General features: G+C 56.8%; 19 protein-coding genes. 6 read left to right on the plus strand and 13 right to left on the minus strand.

Features of this window, described 5'->3' with window-relative positions; all coding sequences use genetic code 11:
- Positions 1–79: 79 nt before the first annotated feature.
- Positions 80–439, minus strand: coding sequence for a DUF2500 domain-containing protein (locus BFG58_RS09315; RefSeq protein ID WP_069719706.1), 360 nt, complete (start codon positions 437–439; stop codon positions 80–82).
- 129 nt (positions 440–568) lie between these two features.
- On the opposite strand from BFG58_RS09315, the gene BFG58_RS09320 reads away from it, so the two are divergent.
- Together BFG58_RS09320 and zntA are read left to right on the plus strand one after the other, a co-directional pair.
- A complete protein-coding gene (locus BFG58_RS09320; protein ID WP_045909154.1) occupies positions 569–1,195 on the plus strand; it encodes a lysoplasmalogenase in 627 nt (208 codons plus the stop codon).
- A gap of 76 nt (positions 1,196–1,271) precedes the next feature.
- A complete protein-coding gene (gene zntA / locus BFG58_RS09325) occupies positions 1,272–3,443 on the plus strand; it encodes a Zn(II)/Cd(II)/Pb(II) translocating P-type ATPase ZntA (RefSeq protein WP_069719707.1) in 2,172 nt (723 codons plus the stop codon).
- A gap of 89 nt (positions 3,444–3,532) precedes the next feature.
- On the opposite strand, the gene ubiA is transcribed toward zntA, so the two are convergent.
- The 5 genes from ubiA to malK all read right to left on the minus strand — a co-directional run bounded on the left by ubiA (position 3,533) and on the right by malK (position 8,665).
- Entirely contained in the window at positions 3,533–4,402 is an 870-nt protein-coding gene (gene ubiA, locus BFG58_RS09330) for a 4-hydroxybenzoate octaprenyltransferase (protein WP_063622879.1), read from the minus strand.
- A gap of 12 nt (positions 4,403–4,414) precedes the next feature.
- The gene (ubiC, locus tag BFG58_RS09335; RefSeq protein ID WP_021242729.1) at positions 4,415–4,912 is read right to left on the minus strand and encodes a chorismate lyase; all 498 of its coding nucleotides are present in this window, start codon (positions 4,910–4,912) and stop codon (positions 4,415–4,417) included.
- Between the two features lie 180 nt (positions 4,913–5,092).
- A complete protein-coding gene (gene malM, locus BFG58_RS09340) occupies positions 5,093–6,046 on the minus strand; it encodes a maltose operon protein MalM (RefSeq protein WP_048030189.1) in 954 nt (317 codons plus the stop codon).
- A gap of 112 nt (positions 6,047–6,158) precedes the next feature.
- Positions 6,159–7,484 (minus strand): maltoporin, encoded by a 1,326-nt coding sequence (locus BFG58_RS09345; RefSeq protein WP_074168353.1) that lies wholly within the window; start codon positions 7,482–7,484, stop codon positions 6,159–6,161.
- Positions 7,485–7,555: 71 nt separating this feature from the next.
- Positions 7,556–8,665, minus strand: a complete 1,110-nt coding sequence (malK, locus tag BFG58_RS09350; protein ID WP_008500080.1) for a maltose/maltodextrin ABC transporter ATP-binding protein MalK — start codon at positions 8,663–8,665, stop codon at positions 7,556–7,558.
- 370 nt (positions 8,666–9,035) lie between these two features.
- Here malK and malE point away from each other — a divergent pair, with 370 nt between their 5' ends.
- The 3 genes from malE to malG all read left to right on the plus strand — a co-directional run bounded on the left by malE (position 9,036) and on the right by malG (position 12,796).
- Positions 9,036–10,226: a maltose/maltodextrin ABC transporter substrate-binding protein MalE gene (malE, locus tag BFG58_RS09355; RefSeq protein ID WP_045909150.1), complete on the plus strand. Its 1,191-nt coding sequence runs from the start codon at positions 9,036–9,038 to the stop codon at positions 10,224–10,226.
- A gap of 120 nt (positions 10,227–10,346) precedes the next feature.
- Positions 10,347–11,891, plus strand: coding sequence for a maltose ABC transporter permease MalF (malF, locus tag BFG58_RS09360; RefSeq protein WP_048030187.1), 1,545 nt, complete (start codon positions 10,347–10,349; stop codon positions 11,889–11,891).
- 14 nt (positions 11,892–11,905) lie between these two features.
- Entirely contained in the window at positions 11,906–12,796 is an 891-nt protein-coding gene (malG, locus tag BFG58_RS09365; RefSeq protein WP_008500077.1) for a maltose ABC transporter permease MalG, read from the plus strand.
- A gap of 97 nt (positions 12,797–12,893) precedes the next feature.
- Here the strand turns inward: malG and psiE are convergent, their stop codons facing one another.
- The 6 genes from psiE to pgi all read right to left on the minus strand — a co-directional run bounded on the left by psiE (position 12,894) and on the right by pgi (position 19,289).
- Positions 12,894–13,304: a phosphate-starvation-inducible protein PsiE gene (gene psiE / locus BFG58_RS09370; RefSeq protein ID WP_000202963.1), complete on the minus strand. Its 411-nt coding sequence runs from the start codon at positions 13,302–13,304 to the stop codon at positions 12,894–12,896.
- Positions 13,305–13,497: 193 nt separating this feature from the next.
- Positions 13,498–15,594 (minus strand): YjbH domain-containing protein, encoded by a 2,097-nt coding sequence (locus BFG58_RS09375; protein WP_023345255.1) that lies wholly within the window; start codon positions 15,592–15,594, stop codon positions 13,498–13,500.
- Positions 15,594–16,331, minus strand: coding sequence for a capsule biosynthesis GfcC D2 domain-containing protein (locus BFG58_RS09380; RefSeq protein WP_069719708.1), 738 nt, complete (start codon positions 16,329–16,331; stop codon positions 15,594–15,596). The genes BFG58_RS09375 and BFG58_RS09380 overlap by 1 nt, the downstream gene beginning before the upstream one ends.
- Positions 16,328–16,966 carry a YjbF family lipoprotein gene (locus BFG58_RS09385; protein ID WP_024906676.1) on the minus strand — a complete coding sequence of 213 codons (639 nt, stop codon included), beginning with the start codon at positions 16,964–16,966 and terminating at the stop codon, positions 16,328–16,330. Before BFG58_RS09385 ends, BFG58_RS09380 begins: the two co-directional genes overlap by 4 nt.
- Positions 16,967–17,029: 63 nt before the next feature.
- A complete protein-coding gene (gene yjbE, locus BFG58_RS09390; protein WP_008503423.1) occupies positions 17,030–17,272 on the minus strand; it encodes an exopolysaccharide production protein YjbE in 243 nt (80 codons plus the stop codon).
- Positions 17,273–17,639: 367 nt separating this feature from the next.
- Complete coding sequence (gene pgi, locus BFG58_RS09395) at positions 17,640–19,289, minus strand: glucose-6-phosphate isomerase (RefSeq protein WP_045909146.1); 1,650 nt, start codon at positions 19,287–19,289, stop codon at positions 17,640–17,642.
- A 374-nt stretch (positions 19,290–19,663) separates the two neighbouring features.
- Here pgi and lysC point away from each other — a divergent pair, with 374 nt between their 5' ends.
- On the plus strand, positions 19,664–21,013 hold the full coding sequence (gene lysC / locus BFG58_RS09400; RefSeq protein WP_045909145.1) for a lysine-sensitive aspartokinase 3: 1,350 nt from the start codon (positions 19,664–19,666) through the stop codon (positions 21,011–21,013).
- Positions 21,014–21,054: 41 nt separating this feature from the next.
- Here the strand turns inward: lysC and BFG58_RS09405 are convergent, their stop codons facing one another.
- The gene (locus tag BFG58_RS09405; protein WP_069719709.1) at positions 21,055–21,843 is read right to left on the minus strand and encodes a nucleotidyltransferase domain-containing protein; all 789 of its coding nucleotides are present in this window, start codon (positions 21,841–21,843) and stop codon (positions 21,055–21,057) included.

A 21,843-nucleotide genomic window follows, 5' to 3' on the forward strand; every position in this document is an offset into this window, starting at 1 on the left:
GCGCGCTATCGCCCGGTGGCGCTTCGCTTACCGGGCCTACGAAACCCTGTAGGCCGGGCAAACGCAGTGCCGCCCGGCGTTACCGCTCCGGTGCAAACCCTTCTAATCGCGACCCTTTGTAGCTCAGCGTTCCTTTCTCTCCCACCGTCAGCTGGTGGTACTGCTGCGCCTCCAGGCGGAAGGTCATCTCGAGGCCGCCCGTTTCCGGCTTAAAGCTCGCTTCATAGCGCATTGTTGTGCCCGCAGGCGTCACCTGCTGCTGGCGCGAGCGGCGGTCATTGAGCGGTTTTTCGCGTTTGTTCGTCACCACCACGCGCTTTTGCATCAGCGGTGCGGCATCGTTATCCGCCTTCTCGCGGCGCTGCTGCACGAAGCGGAACGAGGCGGCAATGACGATAATCGCCACCACGATAATGAAAAACAGCGGCATCTTGCTCATTCTACAATCCCATCAGATTATGCGGAATTCAGGATACCCTGCCTTCCCCGCCATTGCCAAACGCCCGCCCGCGTCACTACACTGGATCAGAAACTGATTATTCAGACTTAACAGATACAGGGAGTTAATATGCTTTGGTCATTTATCGCTGTCTGTTTTTCCGCATGGCTTTATGTCGATGCGTCGTACCGTGGTCCCACCTGGCAGCGCTGGCTGTTTAAACCCGTCACGCTGTTGCTCCTGTTGCTGCTGGCCTGGCAAGCGCCGATGTTCAACGCCGTCAGCTATCTGGTGCTCGCCGGGCTGTGCGCCTCTCTGATTGGCGACGCCCTGACCCTGCTGCCGCGCCAGCGCCTGCTGTATGCCGTAGGGGCATTTTTCCTGTCGCACCTGCTGTATACCATCTACTTCGCCAGCCAGATGACGCTCTCTTTCTTCTGGCCGCTGCCGCTGGTCCTGCTGGTGATTGGCGCCCTGCTGATCGCGGTGATCTGGTCGCGTCTGGAAGAGATGCGTTTGCCGGTCTGCACGTTTATCGCCATGACCCTGGTGATGGTATGGCTGGCAGGTGAACTGTGGTTCTTCCGTCCGACCGCTCCGGCAATGTCCGCATTCTTCGGCGCCGCGCTGCTGCTGATTGGGAATATCGTGTGGCTGGGCAGCCACTATCGCCGCCGTTTCCGGGCGGATAACGCGATTGCCGCCGCCTGTTACTTTGCCGGGCACTTCCTGATTGTGCGTTCGCTGTATATCTAAATAACGCTTGACTCTGGAGTCGACTCCAGAGTGTATGCTGCGGTTAATGAGAAAATTATCATTGCCGGAGACTGCCATGTCGACTCCAGAAACACCCAAAAAAGTTCCTCAATTCTCGGCGCTTAAGCTCAGTCCGGTTCCGCCTCAAGACGACTGCTGCTGCGAAGGCGCGTGCGAAACGCAAACGGAAATGCTGCCCGAAAGCGGCAACCGCTACAGCTGGGTCGTTAACGGCATGGACTGCGCCGCCTGCGCCCGTAAAGTAGAAAATGCGGTGAAACAGGTGCCGGGCGTCAGCCACGTTCAGGTGCTGTTCGCCACCGAAAAGCTGCTGGTTAGCGCCGAAAACGACGTCAGCAAACAGGTGGAAGCCGCGGTAAGCAAGGCGGGTTACAGCCTGCGTAGCGAAGCCGCGCCCGCGGAAAAAACGTCTTCCCTGCGGGAAAACCTGCCGCTCATCACCCTCATCATCATGATGGCACTGAGCTGGGGGCTGGAACAGATTAACCATCCGTTCGGCAACCTGGCGTTTATCGCCACCACGCTGGTCGGTCTGTTCCCGATTGCCCGTCAGGCGCTGCGCCTGATGAAAAGCGGCAGCTGGTTTGCCATCGAAACGCTGATGAGCGTGGCGGCCATCGGCGCGCTGTTTATTGGCGCGACGGCAGAAGCGGCGATGGTGCTGCTGCTGTTCTTAATCGGTGAACGCCTTGAGGGCTGGGCAGCCAGCCGGGCGCGCAAAGGGGTCAGCGCGCTGATGGCGCTGAAGCCGGAAACCGCCACGCGCGTGGTAAACAGCACGCGTGAAATGGTCGCCATCACGACCCTTCGTCCGGGCGACGTGATTGAAGTCGCGGCAGGCGGACGCTTGCCTGCAGACGGTGCGCTGCTTACCGCCACCGCGAGCTTTGATGAAAGCGCCCTGACCGGCGAATCCATTCCGGTTGAACGTGAGGCGGGTGAAAAAGTGCCTGCAGGCGCCACCAGCGTCGACCGTCTGGTGCAGCTCACCGTGCTTTCCGAGCCGGGTGACAGCGCCATCGACCGCATCCTGAAGCTGATTGAAGAGGCCGAAGAGCGCCGCGCGCCGGTCGAACGCTTTATCGACCGCTTCAGCCGGATCTACACGCCCGCCATTATGCTGGTGGCTCTGCTGGTTACCGTCGTCCCACCGCTGTTCTTTGGCGCGCCGTGGGAGGGGTGGATTTATAAAGGGCTGACGCTATTGCTGATCGGCTGTCCTTGCGCGCTGGTGATTTCCACCCCGGCGGCCATTACGTCCGGGCTGGCGGCTGCGGCACGTCGCGGGGCGCTAATTAAGGGCGGCGCGGCGCTGGAGCAGCTGAGCCAGGTCCAGCATATCGCTTTTGATAAAACCGGTACGCTGACCGTCGGCAAGCCGCAGGTGACCGGCGTGTATCCGCAGGACATCAGTGCAGATGAACTGCTGACCCTGGCCGCCGCCGTTGAGCAGGGGTCCACTCACCCGCTGGCGCAGGCGATTGTGCGAGAAGCGCAGTCGCGCGGGCTGAACATCCCTCAGGCAACTGCCCAGCGGGCGCTGGTCGGGACAGGGATTGAGGCCACCGTTGACGGTAAAAAGGTACTGATTGTCGCGGCGGGCAAGTCTTCTACGCCAGAGGTGGAGGCGTTAGAACAGACCGGGCAAACTGTCGTGACCGTTATGCAGGACGGCACCGCAAAAGGGATGCTGGCGCTGCGCGATACCCTGCGCGATGACGCAAAAGAGGCCGTGGCAGCGCTCCATCAGCTGGGCGTGCAGGGCGTGATTCTCACCGGCGATAACCCGCGCGCGGCGGCTGCGATTGCCGGCGAGCTGGGGCTGGCGTTTAAAGCCGGATTGCTGCCGGCGGATAAGGTCAGCGCGGTGACGGAACTGAATGCTCAGGCGCCGCTGGCGATGGTCGGTGACGGGATTAACGATGCCCCGGCGATGAAAGCCTCCACCATCGGTATTGCGATGGGCAGCGGGACCGACGTCGCACTGGAAACGGCTGACGCGGCGCTGACCCACAACCGCCTGACCGGGCTGGCGCAGATGATCGATCTTGCGCGCGCGACGCGGGCCAATATCCGTCAGAACATCGGCATCGCGCTGGGGCTGAAGGGGATTTTCCTGGTGACCACGCTGCTCGGCATGACCGGGCTGTGGCTGGCGGTGCTGGCGGATACCGGCGCGACGGTGCTGGTGACGGCGAACGCGCTCCGGCTGTTGCGTCGCCGGTAAAAAAACGCCCGGTGGCGCTGACGCTTACCGGGCCTACATATCCTGCTAAATCGTAGGCCGGGTAAGGCGAAGCCGCCACCCGGCTTTTTTTAGATGAAGTAGCTCATCGCCAGGCCTAAAAACAGCACCAGACCGACGTAGTTATTGTTCATAAACGCCTTGAAGCAGGCATCGCGTTCGCGCTTCGCAATCAGCTTTTGCTGGTAGGCAAACAGCAGCCCCGCCACCAGCACGGACCAGTAAAACTCCCAGTTCAGCCCGTTCAGGCGACCGATCGCCACCATCAGCGCCAGTACCGCGACCTGCAGGATACCGATAATCAGCTTGTCCTGACGGCCAAACAGAATGGCGGTGGATTTGATGCCAATTTTCAGGTCATCGTCGCGGTCAACCATCGCGTACTGCGTGTCGTACGCCACCGCCCAAAGTATGTTCGCCAGGAACATCAGCCAGCAGCTGAGCGGTAAGGACTCACTAACTGCCGCAAACGCCATCGGAATCGACCAGCCAAACGCCGCCCCCAGCACCACCTGAGGCAGGTGGGTATAGCGCTTCATAAACGGATAAACCCAGGCCAGGGCCAGGGCCGCGACGGAAAGCAAAATGGTCATGGTGTTGAGGGTTAACACCAGCAGGAAAGAGAGCAGCACCAGAATGATGAACAGCACGCGGGCTTCTTTCCCGGTGACCTGCCCGCTGGGTAACGGACGACCGGCAGTACGCTTTACATGGCCGTCGAATTTACGATCGGCATAATCATTGACCACGCAGCCCGCCGCGCGCATCAGCCAGACGCCAGCCACGAACACGCCAAGGATCCACAGCGGCGGCACGCCCGGCGTGGCAACCCACAGCGCCCATAGGGTCGGCCACAGCAGCAGCAACGCGCCAATCGGTTTATCGGTACGCATTAAGCGGTGATACGCCAACAGCTTATTCTGCGTCAGGCTCCACTCCATTTTTTCTTCCTCTTAGTACAACGGCGATGCCGGTAAAAAAAGCTCCGTCAGAATTAACGGCTTACCGCTCAGGCGAAGGCGGGAACGACGCCCCCACAGTTCGGCATCACGACCAATCTCAATAAAATCCCGGGTAAGCTCAGACGAGGTGAAAAGGTAACGCCCCAGCGGCGTTTTCCCCAGACGTTGCAGCGCCAGTTCTGGCCCGGAAAGGGTGGACTCGGGCACCACCGTCCGCCCGGCAAGCCACGGCTCGCCATCAGCGCAGAGTAAAATTTCACGCAGCCAGTAACGTGGCTCGTGCGGCAGTAGCGGCAGCTCGTTGGCGATCTCATCGCCAGAGACAAACCCTTCCTGAATCAGGGTCACCGTGACCGTTTTTCCCTGCTGCTCAAAACGTTTCGTCATGGAATCTTCCAGCAGCAACCAGTCCAGTTGCTGGGGATCAAGCGCAGGTATTTGGTCGAAATAGCGCAGCGCACGCAGTTGCGTTAGCGCAGGGTGTGACATGCCAGACTCTCCGATACATAACGTAATGGCATTGTATCGCAGAAACACGGATTGAGGGGGGCCAAACGTTATTTAACGATCACGATCGCAACAAGAGTGCAACAGCCCGGCGGAGACGAAAAAAAGTGCGCCCACTCAGGCGCACCAAACGACTAACAAATCAGCACTGCGGGGAAACGGTTACCCCTTGCCTTTTACACTGCTGATAAAGGTGGAACGGGCAGTGGTTGAACCTAAACGTTCGGCTTCATCAAGCAGTTTCAGCGCTTTATCGACATCGCCGCGCTTCACCGCCTGCTTAATGGCGTTGTTGAAGTATTCTTCGGTGTCGTTCAGTACCGGCTCCGCTTTCTTCGCCGGGGCTGGCGCTGCGGTCGCTACCGGTGCGGCTGTCGTGGCAGCAGGTGCGGTATAGGCAGGCGCAGCGGTGTTACCTACAGTGACAGGGCCGGTACCGGAGGAGCCAAACAGCGGGCCGACCAGGACGCTGGATGCACTGCTGGTCGACACTTTCAGCTTCACAAGGCCGTCAGTGGTATGGCGGGCAATCGGGTCCGGGATATCCGGCACGGCGTTACCTACGCCTTTGGCATAGGCCTTAGCGGGATCAAGCAGCGTAGTGGTTTGCTGCAAATCTTTTTCCGTGGTGAAGACGAGTACATAAATTTTCTGCTGACCCAGCGCAGGCGTCAGTCGCATTACCCCTTCGAGGCGGTCTGCGCTCATGACGCCGGGTTCCTGATAGGTAAAGTATTCGCTCGGGAAGAACGCAGAAGGCGTCATGTTCTGGTCAAGAATCAGCACGTTCGGTGCAAAGACGCTGGTCTGTTTATTGACTTCACTGGAGAGCGTTAACGTCAGTTCGCCAATGTTAGCGGGCACGCTGTATGCGACCACCGGGCCACTGATGCCTGGAACATTAAGCGGTTGTCCCCCCGTCGAGAGCTGGGTCGTTTGGGCTTTAGATTGATCGACAGGCGTCCAGACCAGCTGTTGCAACGCTGCGGCCGGTATGGCCGGCGCGGATGTTGTGTTTTGCGGAACGAAATTCACATTAGCGAGCGTTACAGCAGGCGCGCTCGCCAGCAGCCCTGCGGATAAACAAAGGGCAAGGAGAGTTTTGTTCATTTTCATTGTTATCACCTCAAAATGCACAGGTCAGCGGTAGCCAGGCAATAGCGCGCCGTCCCAAGGATTGAGGGGCTTGCGCCCCTCAGTTTGGTCATTACGTCAGGTTAAGACGGTATTACCACCAGATTTCCATCTGGGCGCCGAAGGACCACTCGTCGTTGTCACCGCGGCTGTAGGTTGTGGCTTTGGTATCGCTTTTTGCAATGCCGTTGTCATAACCCCATTTCTCATCCCACTTCGCGTAAGTTGCGAAGACACGGATCGCTGGACGGGACCAGATGCTGTCACCGGCCTGCCATTGCTGTGCAAGGGTAATTTTGTACTGGTTGTTGGTATCGTCAGTTTTCTGCGACTTAACGTTGTCGTAGCCCACTTCAAGCAAGGTGCTCATGATTGGCGTCCATTTATACATTGGGCGCACACCCACGGTGTACCAGGTCGTACCGTTGTTGTCGTCACGATCGATATCCTGATACATACCGACGTACATCAGATCCCAGCTGTCACCCAGAGAGATCGCACCGTGGTCAAGAATACGAACCAGAGAGCCGTTGTTGTTGATCTTGTTGTCTACAACACCAATTTCAGCGTCTTTGTCATAGTTGTTGCCGGTGAAGGAACCCTGAGGAATACCTTTGCCCTGAGTGGTCATTGCATCGGTAGCGTACTGGACAACAAACTTGTTGTAGCCTTTCAGCATGCTCTGGGTATGTTCAGCGGTGAACATCCAGCCATCTTTAGATGCGCCGTCAGCGAAGCTGTAACCGTCAGTTTTGTTAGCTCGGCCATAGTCAACACCCAGCTCCAGCGTACCGCCCGGGTTGATTTCCATCTGCGCTAAACGCACATCGAAGACGTCGTTAGCGGTGTCTTTGAAGTTATGATAGATATCGTTGCTGGTGAAGATGTATGAGCCACCCGCTTCCTGAGAACGGGTCGCGGCCAGAGACAGTTTACCGAAGCCCAGATCGACGTTTTCGATACCCGCACCAGGACCTGAAATATCCCAGTAGTAGAAGTCGATCATGTGGACGTCATGACGCTGATAGAAGCGCTTACCGGCCCAGATGGTGGAACCTGGCAGCCACTCAATCAGGTTTTTACCCTGCACGTTGGCTTCACGGAACGCCGGATCAGTGGCTTCCCAGTCGTTCTGTTGCGCCACGGAGTACGCTACGTTGGTGTCGAAGTAGAAGCTCTTGTCGCCTTCTTTCCACACTTCCTGGCCCAGCTTCAGTTCCGCATAGGTTTCACATTCGTTACCCAGACGGTATTTACTTTGAGCACCGGTTGCCTGGAAGCACTGTTGTTCGCCGCCACTCCCCGTCCAGCCGATACCGGAACGAGCATAACCATGGAAATCCACGGCCATTGCCTGAGCAGACATTACGCCCGCTGCGACGGCAACTGCCAGAGGAAGTTTGCGCAGAGTAATCATCATTCTATCTCCTGAGATCATTGCTTTTCTTTGAACACTTCACCTGTCGGTTTCGTGTCTTCTTTTGGGATTGCTTAAACGCCTGGCTCTTTGTGCAACCGACGACATGCAGTGCCATCCTCACGGAACAGATGGCAACGCTCTGGCGGCAAGCCGATAGCGAATGTGGCACCCTCTTCTACCAACACCACGTCGTTCTGGCGGTAGACCAGGTTCTGACGGATGGCGGGGATCTGGATATGAATCTGTGTTTCGTGACCAAGCTGTTCGACGACCTGAACCTCACCTTCCAGCGTCACATCGGCGATGTGGCTCGGCAGTAAATGCTCAGGACGAATACCGAGGGACATGTTTGCCCCCACCTGTACGTTGGCGCTGTCGACCGGCAGCCACACCTGCTGGCGGTTTGGCAGCTCCACCTGTACCTGTTCAATCGCTGTCGCGGTCACTTTGACGGGCAGGAAGTTCATCTTTGGCGAGCCAATGAAGCCCGCAACAAAGCGGTCTGCCGGGTAGTGATACAGCTCCAGCGGTTTGCCCACCTGCGCCACGCGACCGGCATCCAGCACCACGATTTTGTCGGCGAGGGTCATCGCTTCGACCTGATCGTGGGTGACGTAAATCATCGTGCGGCCAAGACGCTTGTGCAGACGGGAGATTTCGATACGCATCTGGACGCGCAGGGCGGCATCCAGGTTGGAAAGCGGTTCATCGAGCAGGAAGACGCGCGGCTCGGCAACCAGCGTACGGCCGATCGCCACACGCTGACGCTGACCGCCGGAAAGCGCTTTCGGCTTACGCTCCAGCAGGTGCGCCAGCTGTAACACTTCCGCCACCTGCGTCACGCGCTGGTTAATGACCTCTTTCTTCGCGCCAGCCAGCTTCAGACCAAAAGACATGTTCTCGGCGACGGAAAGATGGGGATAGAGAGCATAAGACTGGAACACCATGCCTACGCCACGTTCGGCAGGCGGGATGTCATTCATTCGGGTATCACCGATCAGCAGGTCGCCGCTGGTGATGGTTTCAAGACCGGCAATCATACGCAGCAGAGTTGATTTACCGCAGCCTGATGGGCCGACAAATACCACGAATTCACCTTCGTGGATGTCCAGATTGATGTCTTTCGACACCACAACGTCACCCCAGGCTTTCGTTACATTACGCAGCTGTACGCTCGCCATGCCCTTCTCCCTTCGTTACAACCTGTCACCGACAGAAACATTCAAGATAAGTTCACTATGGGGTATCCATTACTTTCCCGAATCCTCCACCCCCCGGCTTTTTTATGGGGGAGGAGGCGGGAGGATGAGAGAGCAGGCTCTGCGACCGGCACGGGCGGGCCAGGGCAAAATTCGTGAAGCCGCCTGCAAAATTCAGTGCGTTTTTATGTGCGCCAGCACTCATAACTTAAATTTATGCAACGGAGATCACACAAACGGGGGGTGGGGCGTAGGGGTTGGGAGGATGGAAAGAGGATGTCAAATAAGGAGACTGAGTCACGTTGAACCACTGAAGTCATACCACGAGACATCACCAAAAAGGATGGCAGATATGAATATCAAGACTGGCGCACGCGTTTTCGCATTGTCCGCCCTCGCAGCAATGATGATTTCCGCACCGGCGCTCGCCAAAATTGAAGAAGGCAAACTGGTTATCTGGATTAACGGCGACAAAGGCTATAACGGCCTGGCCGAAGTGGGCAAAAAATTCGAGAAAGACACCGGCATCAAAGTGACCGTAGAGCATCCGGACAAACTGGAAGAGAAATTCCCGCAGGTTGCGGCAACCGGCGACGGCCCGGACATCATCTTCTGGGCGCATGACCGTTTCGGCGGCTACGCGCAGTCTGGCCTGCTGGCTGAAGTCACCCCGGACAAAGCGTTCCAGGACAAACTGTTCCCGTTCACCTGGGATGCCGTTCGCTATAACGGCAAGCTGATCGCGTACCCTGTCGCGGTCGAAGCCCTGTCTCTGATTTACAACAAAGACCTGGTCCCTAACCCGCCGAAAACCTGGGAAGAGATCCCGAAACTGGATAAAGAGCTGAAGGCGAAAGGTAAATCCGCCCTGATGTTCAACCTGCAAGAGCCGTACTTCACCTGGCCGCTGATTGCTGCCGACGGTGGTTACGCGTTCAAGTTTGAAAACGGCAAATACGACGTGAAAGACGTGGGCGTCGACAGCGCGGGTGCGAAAGCGGGTCTGACCTTCCTGGTTGACCTGATCAAGAACAAACACATGAACGCGGATACCGATTACTCCATCGCGGAAGCGGCGTTCAACAAAGGCGAAACCGCGATGACCATCAACGGTCCGTGGGCCTGGACCAACATTGATAAGAGCAAAATCAACTACGGCGTGACGCTGCTGCCAACCTTCAAAGGCAAGCCGTCTAAACCGTTCGTTGGCGTGCTGAGCGCAGGCATCAACGCTGCCAGCCCGAACAAAGAGCTGGCGAAAGAGTTCCTCGAAAACTACCTGCTGACCGATCAGGGTCTGGATGAAGTGAACAAGGACAAACCGCTGGGCGCCGTCGCGCTGAAATCTTTCCAGGATCAGCTGGCGAAAGACCCACGTATCGCGGCCACCATGGATAACGCCCAGAAAGGCGAAATCATGCCGAACATCCCACAGATGGCCGCATTCTGGTACGCCACCCGTACCGCGGTTATCAACGCTGCAAGCGGTCGCCAGACCGTTGATGCCGCGCTGAAAGATGCTCAGGGCCGTATTACGAAGTAAGCAGAAAAACGGCGGGTGGCGCGTGCGCTTACCCGCCCTACGACTACGGCACGATCCGTAGGTCAGGTAAGCGCAGCGCCACCTGACGATAAGATTCCACCGTTGTAGAGGAAGAACCCCATGGATGTCATTAAAAAGAAACGCTGGTGGCAAAGCGACGCGCTGAAGTGGTCAGCGATCGGTCTGCTGTGCCTGCTGGTGGGTTACCTTGTTGTTTTAATGTACGTACAAGGGGAATATCTGTTCGCCATCATGACGCTGATTTTAAGCTCTGCTGGCCTGTATATTTTCGCCAACCGTAAAGCCTACGCCTGGCGCTATGTCTACCCTGGCGTGGCCGGGATGGGGCTGTTTGTTCTGTTCCCGTTGATTTGTACCGTCGCCATTGCGTTTACCAACTACAGCAGCACCAACCAGCTTGCGCAGGAACGCGCGCAGCAGGTCCTGCTGGACCGCTCATACCAGGCAGGCAAGACCTTTAACTTCGGCCTCTATCCTGCAGGCAACGAGTGGAAGTTAGCGCTCACTGACGAAGCAAGCGGGAAATACTATGTCTCTGACGCCTTCAAATTTGGCGGCGAGCAGAAGCTGGCCTTAAAAGAGGCGCAAGCCCTGCCGGAAGGTGAACGTGCCAACCTGCGCGTCATTACCCAGAACCGTCAGGCGCTGACCCAGCTCACCGCCGTGCTGCCAGACGAAAGCAAAGTGATCATGAGCTCGTTGCGCCAGTTCTCAGGCACCCAACCGCTCTATACCCTGGCGGATGACGGCACGCTGACCAACAACCAGAGCGGTGTGAAATATCGTCCGAATAACGACATTGGTTTCTATCAGTCCATTACTGCCGACGGCAAATGGGGTGATGACAAGCTCAGCCCGGGCTATACCGTCACCATCGGCTGGGACAACTTTACCCGCGTGTTTACCGACGAAGGCATTCAGAAACCGTTCTTCGCCATCTTCGTCTGGACGGTGGTCTTCTCCGTACTGACCGTAATCCTCACCGTGGCCGTGGGCATGGTGCTGGCCTGTCTTGTCCAGTGGGAATCCCTGAAGGGCAAAGCGATCTACCGCGTGCTGCTGATTCTGCCGTATGCCGTGCCGTCGTTTATCTCAATTCTGATTTTCAAAGGGCTGTTTAACCAGAGCTTCGGTGAAATCAACATGATGCTGAGCGCCCTGTTCGGCATCAAACCGGCCTGGTTCAGCGACCCAACTACCGCCCGCTCGATGATCATCATCGTGAATACCTGGCTGGGCTATCCGTACATGATGATCCTGTGCATGGGGCTGCTGAAGGCCATCCCGGATGACCTGTACGAAGCTTCGGCGATGGACGGTGCGGGTCCGTTCCAGAACTTCTTTAAGATTACGCTGCCGCTGCTCATCAAGCCGCTCACCCCGCTGATGATTGCCAGCTTCGCCTTTAACTTTAACAACTTCGTGCTGATTCAGCTGTTGACCAACGGCGGCCCGGACCGCCTGGGCACCACCACGCCAGCAGGCTATACCGACCTGCTCGTGAGCTACACCTACCGTATCGCCTTCGAAGGCGGCGGCGGTCAGGACTTCGGTCTGGCGGCGGCGATTGCCACCCTGATCTTCCTGCTGGTAGGCGCACTGGCGATAGTGAACCTGAAAGCCACGCGTATGAAATTTGACTAAGGAGGGCACTGAACATGGCTATGGTACAACCCAAATCTCAGAAACTGCGCCTCCTGGCGACGCATTTAGGCCTGCTGATTTTTATCGCGGCGATCATGTTCCCGCTGCTGATGGTAATCGCCATCTCCCTGCGTTCGGGTAACTTCGCCACCGGGAGCCTGATCCCGGACGAAATCTCATGGGAGCACTGGAAGCTCGCGCTGGGCTTCAGCGTGGAGCACGCGGATGGCCGCGTCACGCCACCGCCGTTCCCGGTGCTGCTGTGGCTGTGGAACTCGGTGAAAATCGCAGGCATTACTGCGATCGGTATCGTGGCGCTGTCCACCACCTGCGCTTACGCATTTGCCCGTATGCGTTTCCCGGGCAAAGCGACGCTGCTGAAAGGGATGCTGATTTTCCAGATGTTCCCGGCGGTGCTGTCGCTGGTGGCGCTGTACGCCCTGTTTGACCGCCTGGGCCAGTACATTCCGTTTATCGGCCTGAACACCCACGGCGGCGTGATCTTCGCCTACCTTGGCGGTATCGCACTGCATGTGTGGACCATTAAAGGCTATTTCGAAACCATCGACGGCTCGCTGGAAGAAGCGGCCGCGCTGGATGGGGCTACCCCGTGGCAGGCGTTCCGCCTGGTGCTGCTGCCGCTGTCGGTGCCGATTCTGGCGGTGGTGTTTATCCTGTCGTTTATCGCTGCGATCACCGAAGTACCGGTTGCCTCACTGTTACTGCGTGATGTGAACAGCTACACCCTGGCCGTGGGTATGCAGCAATACCTCAACCCGCAAAACTACCTGTGGGGCGACTTTGCCGCGGCGGCCGTACTCTCTGCCATCCCGATTACCGTGGTGTTCCTGCTGGCGCAGCGCTGGCTGGTCAACGGCCTGACGGCGGGCGGTGTGAAAGGTTAAGTTTCATTTTGTTATGCCACTGCAACCCTCAACTTTAGACGTATTGTATTGACCCAACTTGTGACTGTTGTTAGGCGCTCTTCGGAGCGCCATTTTTTTATTCTCGCTTCAGCCGCTTCGAGTTACACAGCCAGAGGGTGATCACCAGCAGCAGGATCGCCGCCGAGTAGATCAGCACGTCGAGCGGGGATTTATGATCGACGATGATCAGCCGCACAATCGCGGTGATCCCGATGTAGACAAAATAACGCAGCGGGAAGTGAAAGCCGGACTGAAAATACTTCACAATCAGGGCGATAAATTCAAAGTAGAGAAAATAGACCACCAGTCCTTCCACCAGCGCATATTTGCTGGTTTGTTCAGGGGCAAACAGCACATCCGCCAGATGCACCGTCTCCTTACCCAAAAAGACGACCAGTATCAGGCCAAGGCTCAACAGACCGAGGTTCAGCACGGTCTGGAGGATAGTTGAGATAAACTCAACGCGCGGGCGAGTCAGGGATGTCATACAGCACCTCATTCTCCAGGGCGAGGTTTCTGTATAACGCAAAAATGTGACGGAGATCTATATTTTTTGTTTATGTTTAGCGCACCGGAGAGGATTCCCCTCACCCCGGCCCTCTCCCCAAAGGGGCGAGGGGAAAAAGACAGCACCGAGCGCTCCCCTCTCCCCTTTGGGGAGAGGGTTAGGGTGAGGGGCATCAGCGGAAGTTAATGTTCTTGTCGCTGGTCATATCATACAGCTGGAACTTACGTCCAAGCTGCTGACCGCCGTCGCGCGTCAGCGGCGTCCAGCCGATGGCCGCGCGGCTGCGGGTTGGACCGGATGAGAAGAGATCCAGCGGAATCGACACGTAAACCCCTTTGGTGAAGTCTCCTTCCCCGTACTCGTCCGGCGAGACGTTGGTGATGGTGGCATAGCCGCCCACCACGACGCCGCTGTCGAAGTGTTTGGAGATATCCAGCGTGCCGCCCTTGTCGCCCGCCAGGTACTGGCCGACGCTGGCTTTCACCAGCACGTCAGGCGCGAACGACGGCGTCCAGTAGGCGGTCAGGTGGCCGGTTTTGACGCTGTAGTCGGTGAACTTCATCATGTCCTGGGCGCTGCGCCAGTCACGCTGTTTGACGTAGTTGGCATCAATCCCGAACGCCCAGTTGCTGTCGACAGGACGATAAAGCACTTCTGCCCCCGCACCACCGTACATGGTTTCCAGATACCCGCCGTACACCTGGCCGTAGAAGCCGTTGCCGAAGTACTGGAAGTAGTTGGCCTGCAGGTTATTCACGTAGGCATCGTTCTGCACGTACTCACGCACGCGGGTACGCACGCGCGGCAGCGTCGAGTCTTTTGGCGGGTTGGTGTAGTTGAACTTGTCGTAGTTGTTGGCGATGTTGCCGAACAGGCTGCCAGTGGTCAGCAGGTGGTCGGTGAGCCACAGATCCGCCGTCGCCATGACGCCCAGCTGATACATGTAGAAGTTTTCCGGCCCGCCGACGGACTGGTTCAGCACCGGATCGATATGGAAATCGAAGCGCGACTTGTCGATATACCAGCCCTGCTCGGTGGTCTCCGGCACGATCGGCTCAACGCGTTTTTGTACCAGCTCGGTTTCATGCCCAAGCGGTTCGCCCTCCAGGTGGCGCTTAAGGCTGGCAACATCCGTTTCCGTCGTCACCTGCGGCAGGTTGAGACGATTCTCCGTCACGCGGATCGTGCGGATCCCGTCCGGGAGATCGTTCATGATGATCCGGTTGGCGCGTTCGATCCCTTCACGCGAGTCGCGGTATTTCACCTGCTCGCCGGTGACGTACAGCGTATCGCCTTTCACCTGAATTTTTGGATCCGCCAGACCGGCATTGTATTTCAGCAGCGTCAGCTGGTTTGCCACCACGGAGTGCTGCAGAATCGCATCCTGCGGCTCCGGCTGGTATGCAGGCCGCGCGTTATCATTGTAGTGCGGCCGCATGTCGTTAAAGTTGGTGCGCAGCGTGAAGCCAAACATCACCGTATTGCCGCGCTCGTAGCTGAGGTTAACGTCGGCCCAATCGGTGACGCGATAAATGGCGCCGACGTTAAACTTGCTCTTCTGCTCAATCTTCCCGGCGAAGTCCTGCGAGTAGTCATTCCCCTCGTACTCCAGCTTCAGGCGTAATGGCTGCCAGGGCGTCTGATATTCAACGCCGCCAAACAGTGACGCCGGACCGTGGAACATCTGGTCACCGTTGATGGAGCCCGCTTTCTGGTAACTGTTATCGCGGTAGCAGTATTTATCGCTGTAGGAGCAAAACGGGTTTTTCACGTTGCCGCTGGTGCCGAGATAGCCCCATCCCAGACCGAGTGAGAAATCAAACGGTCCCCAGGCCTTGCTGGCCACGATGTATTCCGCGTCAAACAGGCCGGTACCGCCGATATCTTTGGCACCCACGGAGACCTGCGGCATCCAGTAGCTCTCTTCCCACAGGCGCAGCTTGACGTCGAAGGCTTTATCTTTGTAGGTCTGATCGCCTGAGAACGCCTCGACGCTGCTGTATTGTTTCGTCCGCACGTCGGTATAGCGCAGCGTGGTTTCAAGCCACGGGAACAGCTGAACCGACGCCGAGTAGTAGCGATACTGGTCGTTATCACGGTAGTTAAGGCTAATTTCCCCTTCACGCGCCATACGCGCGGTGGGCGTTTGCAGTAAACCGACGCCGCCGAAGTCTGACTGAGACGGGCCAATGGGTGCCGGATACGTTTCTGCATGGCAGGCGGCACTCACGCAGAGCGCCAGCATGCTGTAGAGATAGGTTCTTTTCATTATTCCGGTATCCGCTGAATCAGGGAGTGAAGGATATCGGCGTTAAGCCCGTCATACGCCTTCGTCCAGAAATGGTCGGCAAAACCGACAAAAATAATGCTGCCCGGCATGGGTTCGATATGACGCTTATTCCAGTAAGCGACAGGGGCTTTTTGCGTGTGGCCGTCAGGGTAAACCACCCAGGCATAGCTGTTATCCGCGCCGCTCAGCAGACTCTGCTCGTCGAGATAGCTCGCCACGTCACGACCGGGGGTAAAGGGCTTCTTACCCGGGCTGCTGATAAGCCCCATCACGGTCACCGTCGTCGGCTTCGCCGGAAGCCAGAGCGTATAGTCCCCTTCCAGCGTGGGGTTGCCGTTTTCCGTGACGCGCACCTCATCCGGGTCAAGATTGACGTTCTGTCGGCCCGTCACCTTCAGCGCCTGCAGTTGCTGACGGACGCTATTAATGGCCGCCGCGTCGTCGCCATCTTCCTGCTCCGCGAGTCCCGTTAGCCTGGCAAGAAGCGCCTTGTGCTGCTGTTCCGCTTCCACGGTCTTCTGCCGTTCAGCGATGACCGCGCCTGGCCACCAGCTGTTGGCGAGCCTTGGCTGTCCGACAAGATCGAGCAGATGCTCGGCGTGGGTTAAGGTTTTGGGTTTTTCACTGTCCGGCGTGTAGACCTTTACTGTCCCGGCGGACCATGCCAGCGGCGCGGCAAAACTGGCGATAAGCGCAACGTGAATGAGCGTTTTCATGATTTCGCCGCCTTGATCAGGGTGGTTTTGACCGGGAAGAAACCGGCACCGAGATACTGTAAGGACTGACGGATCTGCCCTTCCTCGTCGATCCAGAAGCGGTTGTGCCAGGTGGCCTGGTCGGTGGTGACCTCTTCATCCAGCACGCGAACCTGCGTTTCGTCGCTGCCGACTTTCACGCTGTCGGTGCCATCCCAGCGGAAGGTCGAGCGTGCCGTGGCGTAACGCACCTGCTTGTGTTCGGTCCAGCCCATCGTGCGCGTCCAGCCTGCGCCGTCGGCGATCTGGTTCGGCTTGATCAGCGGGTCGTCGGCGATATTATTCACCTCCAGCAGGTTATCGCCGCCCAACAGGGTTTTCACGATACGGCCATGCTGCGTCACGATGGTGGCCTGATCCTGCGTCACCCATTTCTGCTGCCCGTTTTCATCGAAAGCGAGCACCACAAACAGTTGCGGGCCATCGTTAAGCTGCATGTACTGACTGGCATAGGGCATGTTCTGAAGTTCGTCATCGGTCAGATGCACGCCCGGTGTGCCGAACAGGCTTTCCCACAGTGAGTTTCCCAGCCCTTTAGTGGTGGCCGAGCACGCCTGCAGCAGCAGGCAAATCAGAATGATTGCAGGTCGCTTCACGACTCTTCTCCGAAGGGGCGAAATAACCACACCGAAGTGTGGTTATGATTAAAACACCCGCTATTACTGGGTGCTGGTTGTCGTGGTGGTCGTGGTTCCGGTGTTGGAGCCATCACCGCCACCGGTTGCCGCCAGCGCGACACCCACGGCTGAACTTACGGTGCTGGCGCTGGCTGCGGTAGAACTCCCCGCAGACGCAGACGTCGCAGCCGACCCTGCCGCTTCCCCGACCTGAACCGGAGCTGCATAGACAGATGTCGCCGCAAGCGCAGATATGGCAAAAATGCCATACAGTACTTTCTTCATAACAATTTCCCTTCAATGAATGAATGGAGATTTGCCCGAAAAGAATTTCAGGCGGAATCGAGTATACACAACTACTGCCGCGGGTTTGCCGTAAGGGGAAATAGGGAGAGGGTTTTCGGACTAATGGATAAAACCGAAATGAAAGGAAAAACAGGAAAATATATAACTAATAAAAATCAATAAGTTATAATATATAGATATTAACTGACTTCTGCGTATTTTCTTAAAATAAACCGCAGCAATTAACGGGTTAAGCGTCTTTTTCGGATTAAACTCAGAACCAGAATTTGAGTTAACTAACAGACATCAGGAATTATCCGATAAAAAAATGCCGGCATTAAGCCGGCACGTTTTCATGACGTTTTAATTACGCACGCCATGCTTTATAACGGTTGATCAAACCATTGGTCGAGCTGTCATGGCTGGTAATCGCTTTATCATCACCCAGCTCTGGCAGAATACGGTTTGCCAGCTGTTTGCCCAGCTCAACGCCCCACTGGTCAAAGGTGAAGATGTTCAGGATCGCGCCCTGCGTGAAGATTTTGTGCTCGTACAGAGCAATCAGCGCACCCAGGCTGAACGGCGTGATTTCGCGCAGCAGGATGGAGTTGGTTGGACGGTTGCCTTCGAATACTTTGAACGGGACAACGTGGTCCAGCGTTGCCGGATCTTTACCCTGGTCGCGGTATTCCTGCTCTACCACCTCGCGGGATTTACCGAACGCCAGCGCTTCGGTCTGGGCGAAGAAGTTGGACAGCAGCTTCGGATGGTGATCGGACAGCGGGTTATGGGTGATAGCCGGGGCGATGAAATCGCACGGTACCATTTTGGTGCCCTGGTGAATCAGCTGGTAGAAAGCATGCTGGCCGTTAGTACCCGGCTCGCCCCAGATGATTGGGCCAGTCTGGTAGTCCACCGCGTTGCCATTACGGTCAACGTATTTACCGTTGGATTCCATGTTGCCCTGCTGGAAGTACGCAGCAAAGCGGTGCATATACTGGTCGTACGGCAGGATCGCTTCGGTTTCAGCGCCGAAGAAGTTGTTGTACCAGATCCCGATCAGCGCCAGCAGTACCGGCAGGTTTTTCTCTGGTGCGGTGGTGGAGAAGTGTTTGTCCATCGCGTGCGCGCCGGAGAGCAGCTCAACGAAGTTGTCGAAGCCCACGGACAGGATGATGGACAGGCCAATTGCAGACCACAGAGAGTAGCGGCCACCAACCCAGTCCCAGAACTCGAACATGTTCGCGGTGTCGATACCGAACTCGCTGACGGCTTTACCGTTAGTAGACAGCGCCGCGAAGTGTTTCGCCACGTGCTTGTTGTCGCCCGCGGTTTTCAGGAACCAGTCGCGCGCGCTGTGGGCGTTGGTCATGGTTTCCTGGGTGGTAAAGGTTTTAGACGCAACCAGGAACAGGGTGGTTTCCGGGTTCACGTTCTTCAGCACTTCGGCAATGTGGGTACCATCGACGTTAGACACAAAGTGCATATTGAGGTGGTTTTTGTACGGACGCAGCGCTTCGGTCACCATGAACGGGCCGAGGTCAGAACCGCCGATACCGATGTTTACCACGTCGGTGATCGCTTTGCCGGTGTAGCCTTTCCAGCTACCGGAGATGATCGCTTCGGAGAAGGTTTTCATCTTTTCCAGCACCGCGTTCACTTCCGGCATGACGTCTTTGCCGTCAACGATGATTGGCGTATTGCTACGGTTACGCAGAGCGACGTGCAGCACGGCACGGTCTTCGGTGCGGTTGATCTTCTCACCGGAGAACATGGATTTGATGGCGTCCGCCAGCTCGGTTTCTTTCGCCAGATCCTGCAGTTTTGCCAGCGTCTCTTCGGTAATGCGGTTTTTAGAGAAATCCACCAGCATCAGGTCGTCGAAGGTCGCGGAGAACTTGTTGAAACGATCGGCATCTTTCGCGAACAGATCCGCGATGGTGACGTCTTTCATTTCATCAAAATGTTTCTGGAGTGCCTGCCAGGCAGCGGTCTGCGTTGGGTTGATGTTTTTCATTAGCAATACTCTTCTGATTTGAGAATTGTGACTGCGGTCGATTGTAGCGCCTGCAAATAAAAATTGTGATGGTTTTTATGCCATTGCCCTGGCCTGCATCAAACACAGGTGAAAAGACCCGAAAAGTATAGCTGCTGAAGCGCCTTCCAGGAGCGGTGAAATGTCGGTCAAAATGCCCTAAAACGGAGCATAAAATCTGGCCCTGTTATAAGTCCTGTTTCTCAGGGGTACCCCCCCATAAAAAATCCGCATAATCCCAGCATTGACAGGACCTCCCCCGCATTTTATTTATAGGGCCGTATTTTGCGCCTGCACCTGTTTTCGTTTCACTCTTGTGCCAAGGTCGCTTATTCATTCCCTGACACGAGGTTGTTATGACGAGTTTTGTGGTCGCCAAATTTGGCGGCACCAGTGTGGCCGATTACGATGCCATGAACCGCAGCGCCGATGTGGTGCTGGCCGATCCGAATACCCGCCTGGTGGTGCTGTCTGCATCTGCCGGCGTGACGAACCTGCTGGTTTCTCTGTCTGAAGGACTGGAAGCGACAGAACGTTTCGTGAAGCTGGATGCACTGCGCAAAATTCAGTTCGACATTCTTGAGCGTCTGCAGAACCCGAACGTCATCCGCGAGGAAGTGGAACGTCTGCTGGAAAACATCACCACCCTGGCAGAAGCCGCCTCGCTGGCCACCTCCACCGCCCTGACCGACGAGCTGGTCAGCCACGGTGAACTGATGTCCACCCTGCTGTTTGTTGAAATCATGCGCGAGCGTAACATTCAGGCGCAGTGGTTTGACGTGCGTAAAGTGATGCGCACCAGCGACCGCTTTGGTCGCGCCGAGCCGGACGTTGAAGCACTGGCCGAGCTGACCAATCAGCAGTTGGCCCCGCGTCTGGCAGACGGCATCGTGATCACCCAGGGCTTTATCGGCAGTGAAGCGAAGGGCCGCACCACCACGCTTGGCCGTGGCGGCAGCGACTACACCGCCGCGCTGCTGGGCGAGGCCCTGCATGCCACGCGCGTGGATATCTGGACTGACGTTCCGGGTATTTACACCACCGACCCGCGCGTCGTTTCTGCGGCGAAACGTATTGATGTGATCGCGTTTGAAGAAGCGGCGGAAATGGCCACCTTCGGCGCGAAAGTGCTGCACCCGGCAACGCTGCTGCCTGCTGTGCGCAGCGATATTCCGGTCTTTGTCGGCTCCAGTAAAGATCCAAAAGCGGGCGGCACGCTGGTCTGTAAGAAAACGGAAAACCCGCCGCTGTTCCGCGCACTGGCCCTGCGCCGTCGCCAGACGCTGGTCACCCTGCACAGCCACAATATGTTGCACTCCCGCGGTTTCCTGGCGGAAGTGTTTGGCATTCTGGCGCGCCACAACATCTCCGTGGACCTGATCACCACCTCTGAAGTGAGCATTGCGCTGACGCTGGACACCACGGGCTCTACCTCAACCGGTGATACCCTGCTGACGCAGTCGCTGCTGATTGAGCTGTCTGAGCTGTGCCGCGTGGAAGTCGAAGAAGACCTGGCGCTGGTTGCCATCATCGGTAACAAGCTGTCACGCGCCTGCGGCGTGGGCAAAGAGGTGTTTGGCGTGCTCGACCCGTTCAACATCCGCATGATTTGCTACGGTGCGTCCAGCTATAACCTCTGCTTCCTGGTGCCAGCCGATCAGGCCGAGCAGGTTGTGCAGAAGCTTCATCAGAATTTGTTTGAATAAGCGCAAGAATGGCCCGGGCGTTTTCACTACCGGGCCATTCTTTAGCTTTTCATTACTGTTCTCATCAGCAACGAATCCAGATCTTTTAAATTTCCTTCTCTGCTGTCGGGTAGTACCGGCGGTACTTCTCCTCTCACCAGCTCATTTTGCAAAAAAGCGTGGAGTAATGGCCGTTTAGGACCATATTCCGCTTCATCTGCGCGCTGTTTTATTTCCAGCAATGCATCGATTTCCGCACGTAACGGCGCACACAGTTCGCTCCCGGCAAGCAGTTCGGTAAAACGCATCGGTGGAACGCCTTTCCCCGCTTCTACCCACCGCGCCGCCAGCAAAGGGCGCAGAACATAAAAGTACTTTTTCAGCCGAACCGTTTCCCCCTGTAAATATTCATGGAAGTTTTTTCGGGCCATCGAGTAGTAATGCCAGCGGGCGCGCAATGGTGAGAACCACGCGGGTATCAGCGCGCGCAACTCGGCCACTACCGTCTCATCCTCCTGATAAACAATAGGGGAATCCAGCCACTCGATAAGCGTCGGGTTTGCCCCCTTCAGCAGGCCCAGTGCCTTGCGCCATTCCCAGCCACATACGTCCAGTTCATCATCTATCGGCAGCTCGATCACATCCCGTTGGGCTTCGACGCGCAGATACCATTCTGGGCGGTGAACGTACAAAAACCGCACATCATAATCGCTATCCGGTGAGGCAAATCCCCATCCCCGGCTGCCCGATTCACAGGCGTAGAGCACGCGCACGTTATAGCGCTGCTCTATATCGCGAAGTTGCGCGCAGACTCGTGCGCGCATCGCGCTATCAACATCGTTGTTGCTCAT

The organism is Enterobacter sp. ku-bf2, assembly GCF_001742765.1.
In the GTDB taxonomy this organism is placed as follows: domain Bacteria; phylum Pseudomonadota; class Gammaproteobacteria; order Enterobacterales; family Enterobacteriaceae; genus Enterobacter; species Enterobacter quasiroggenkampii.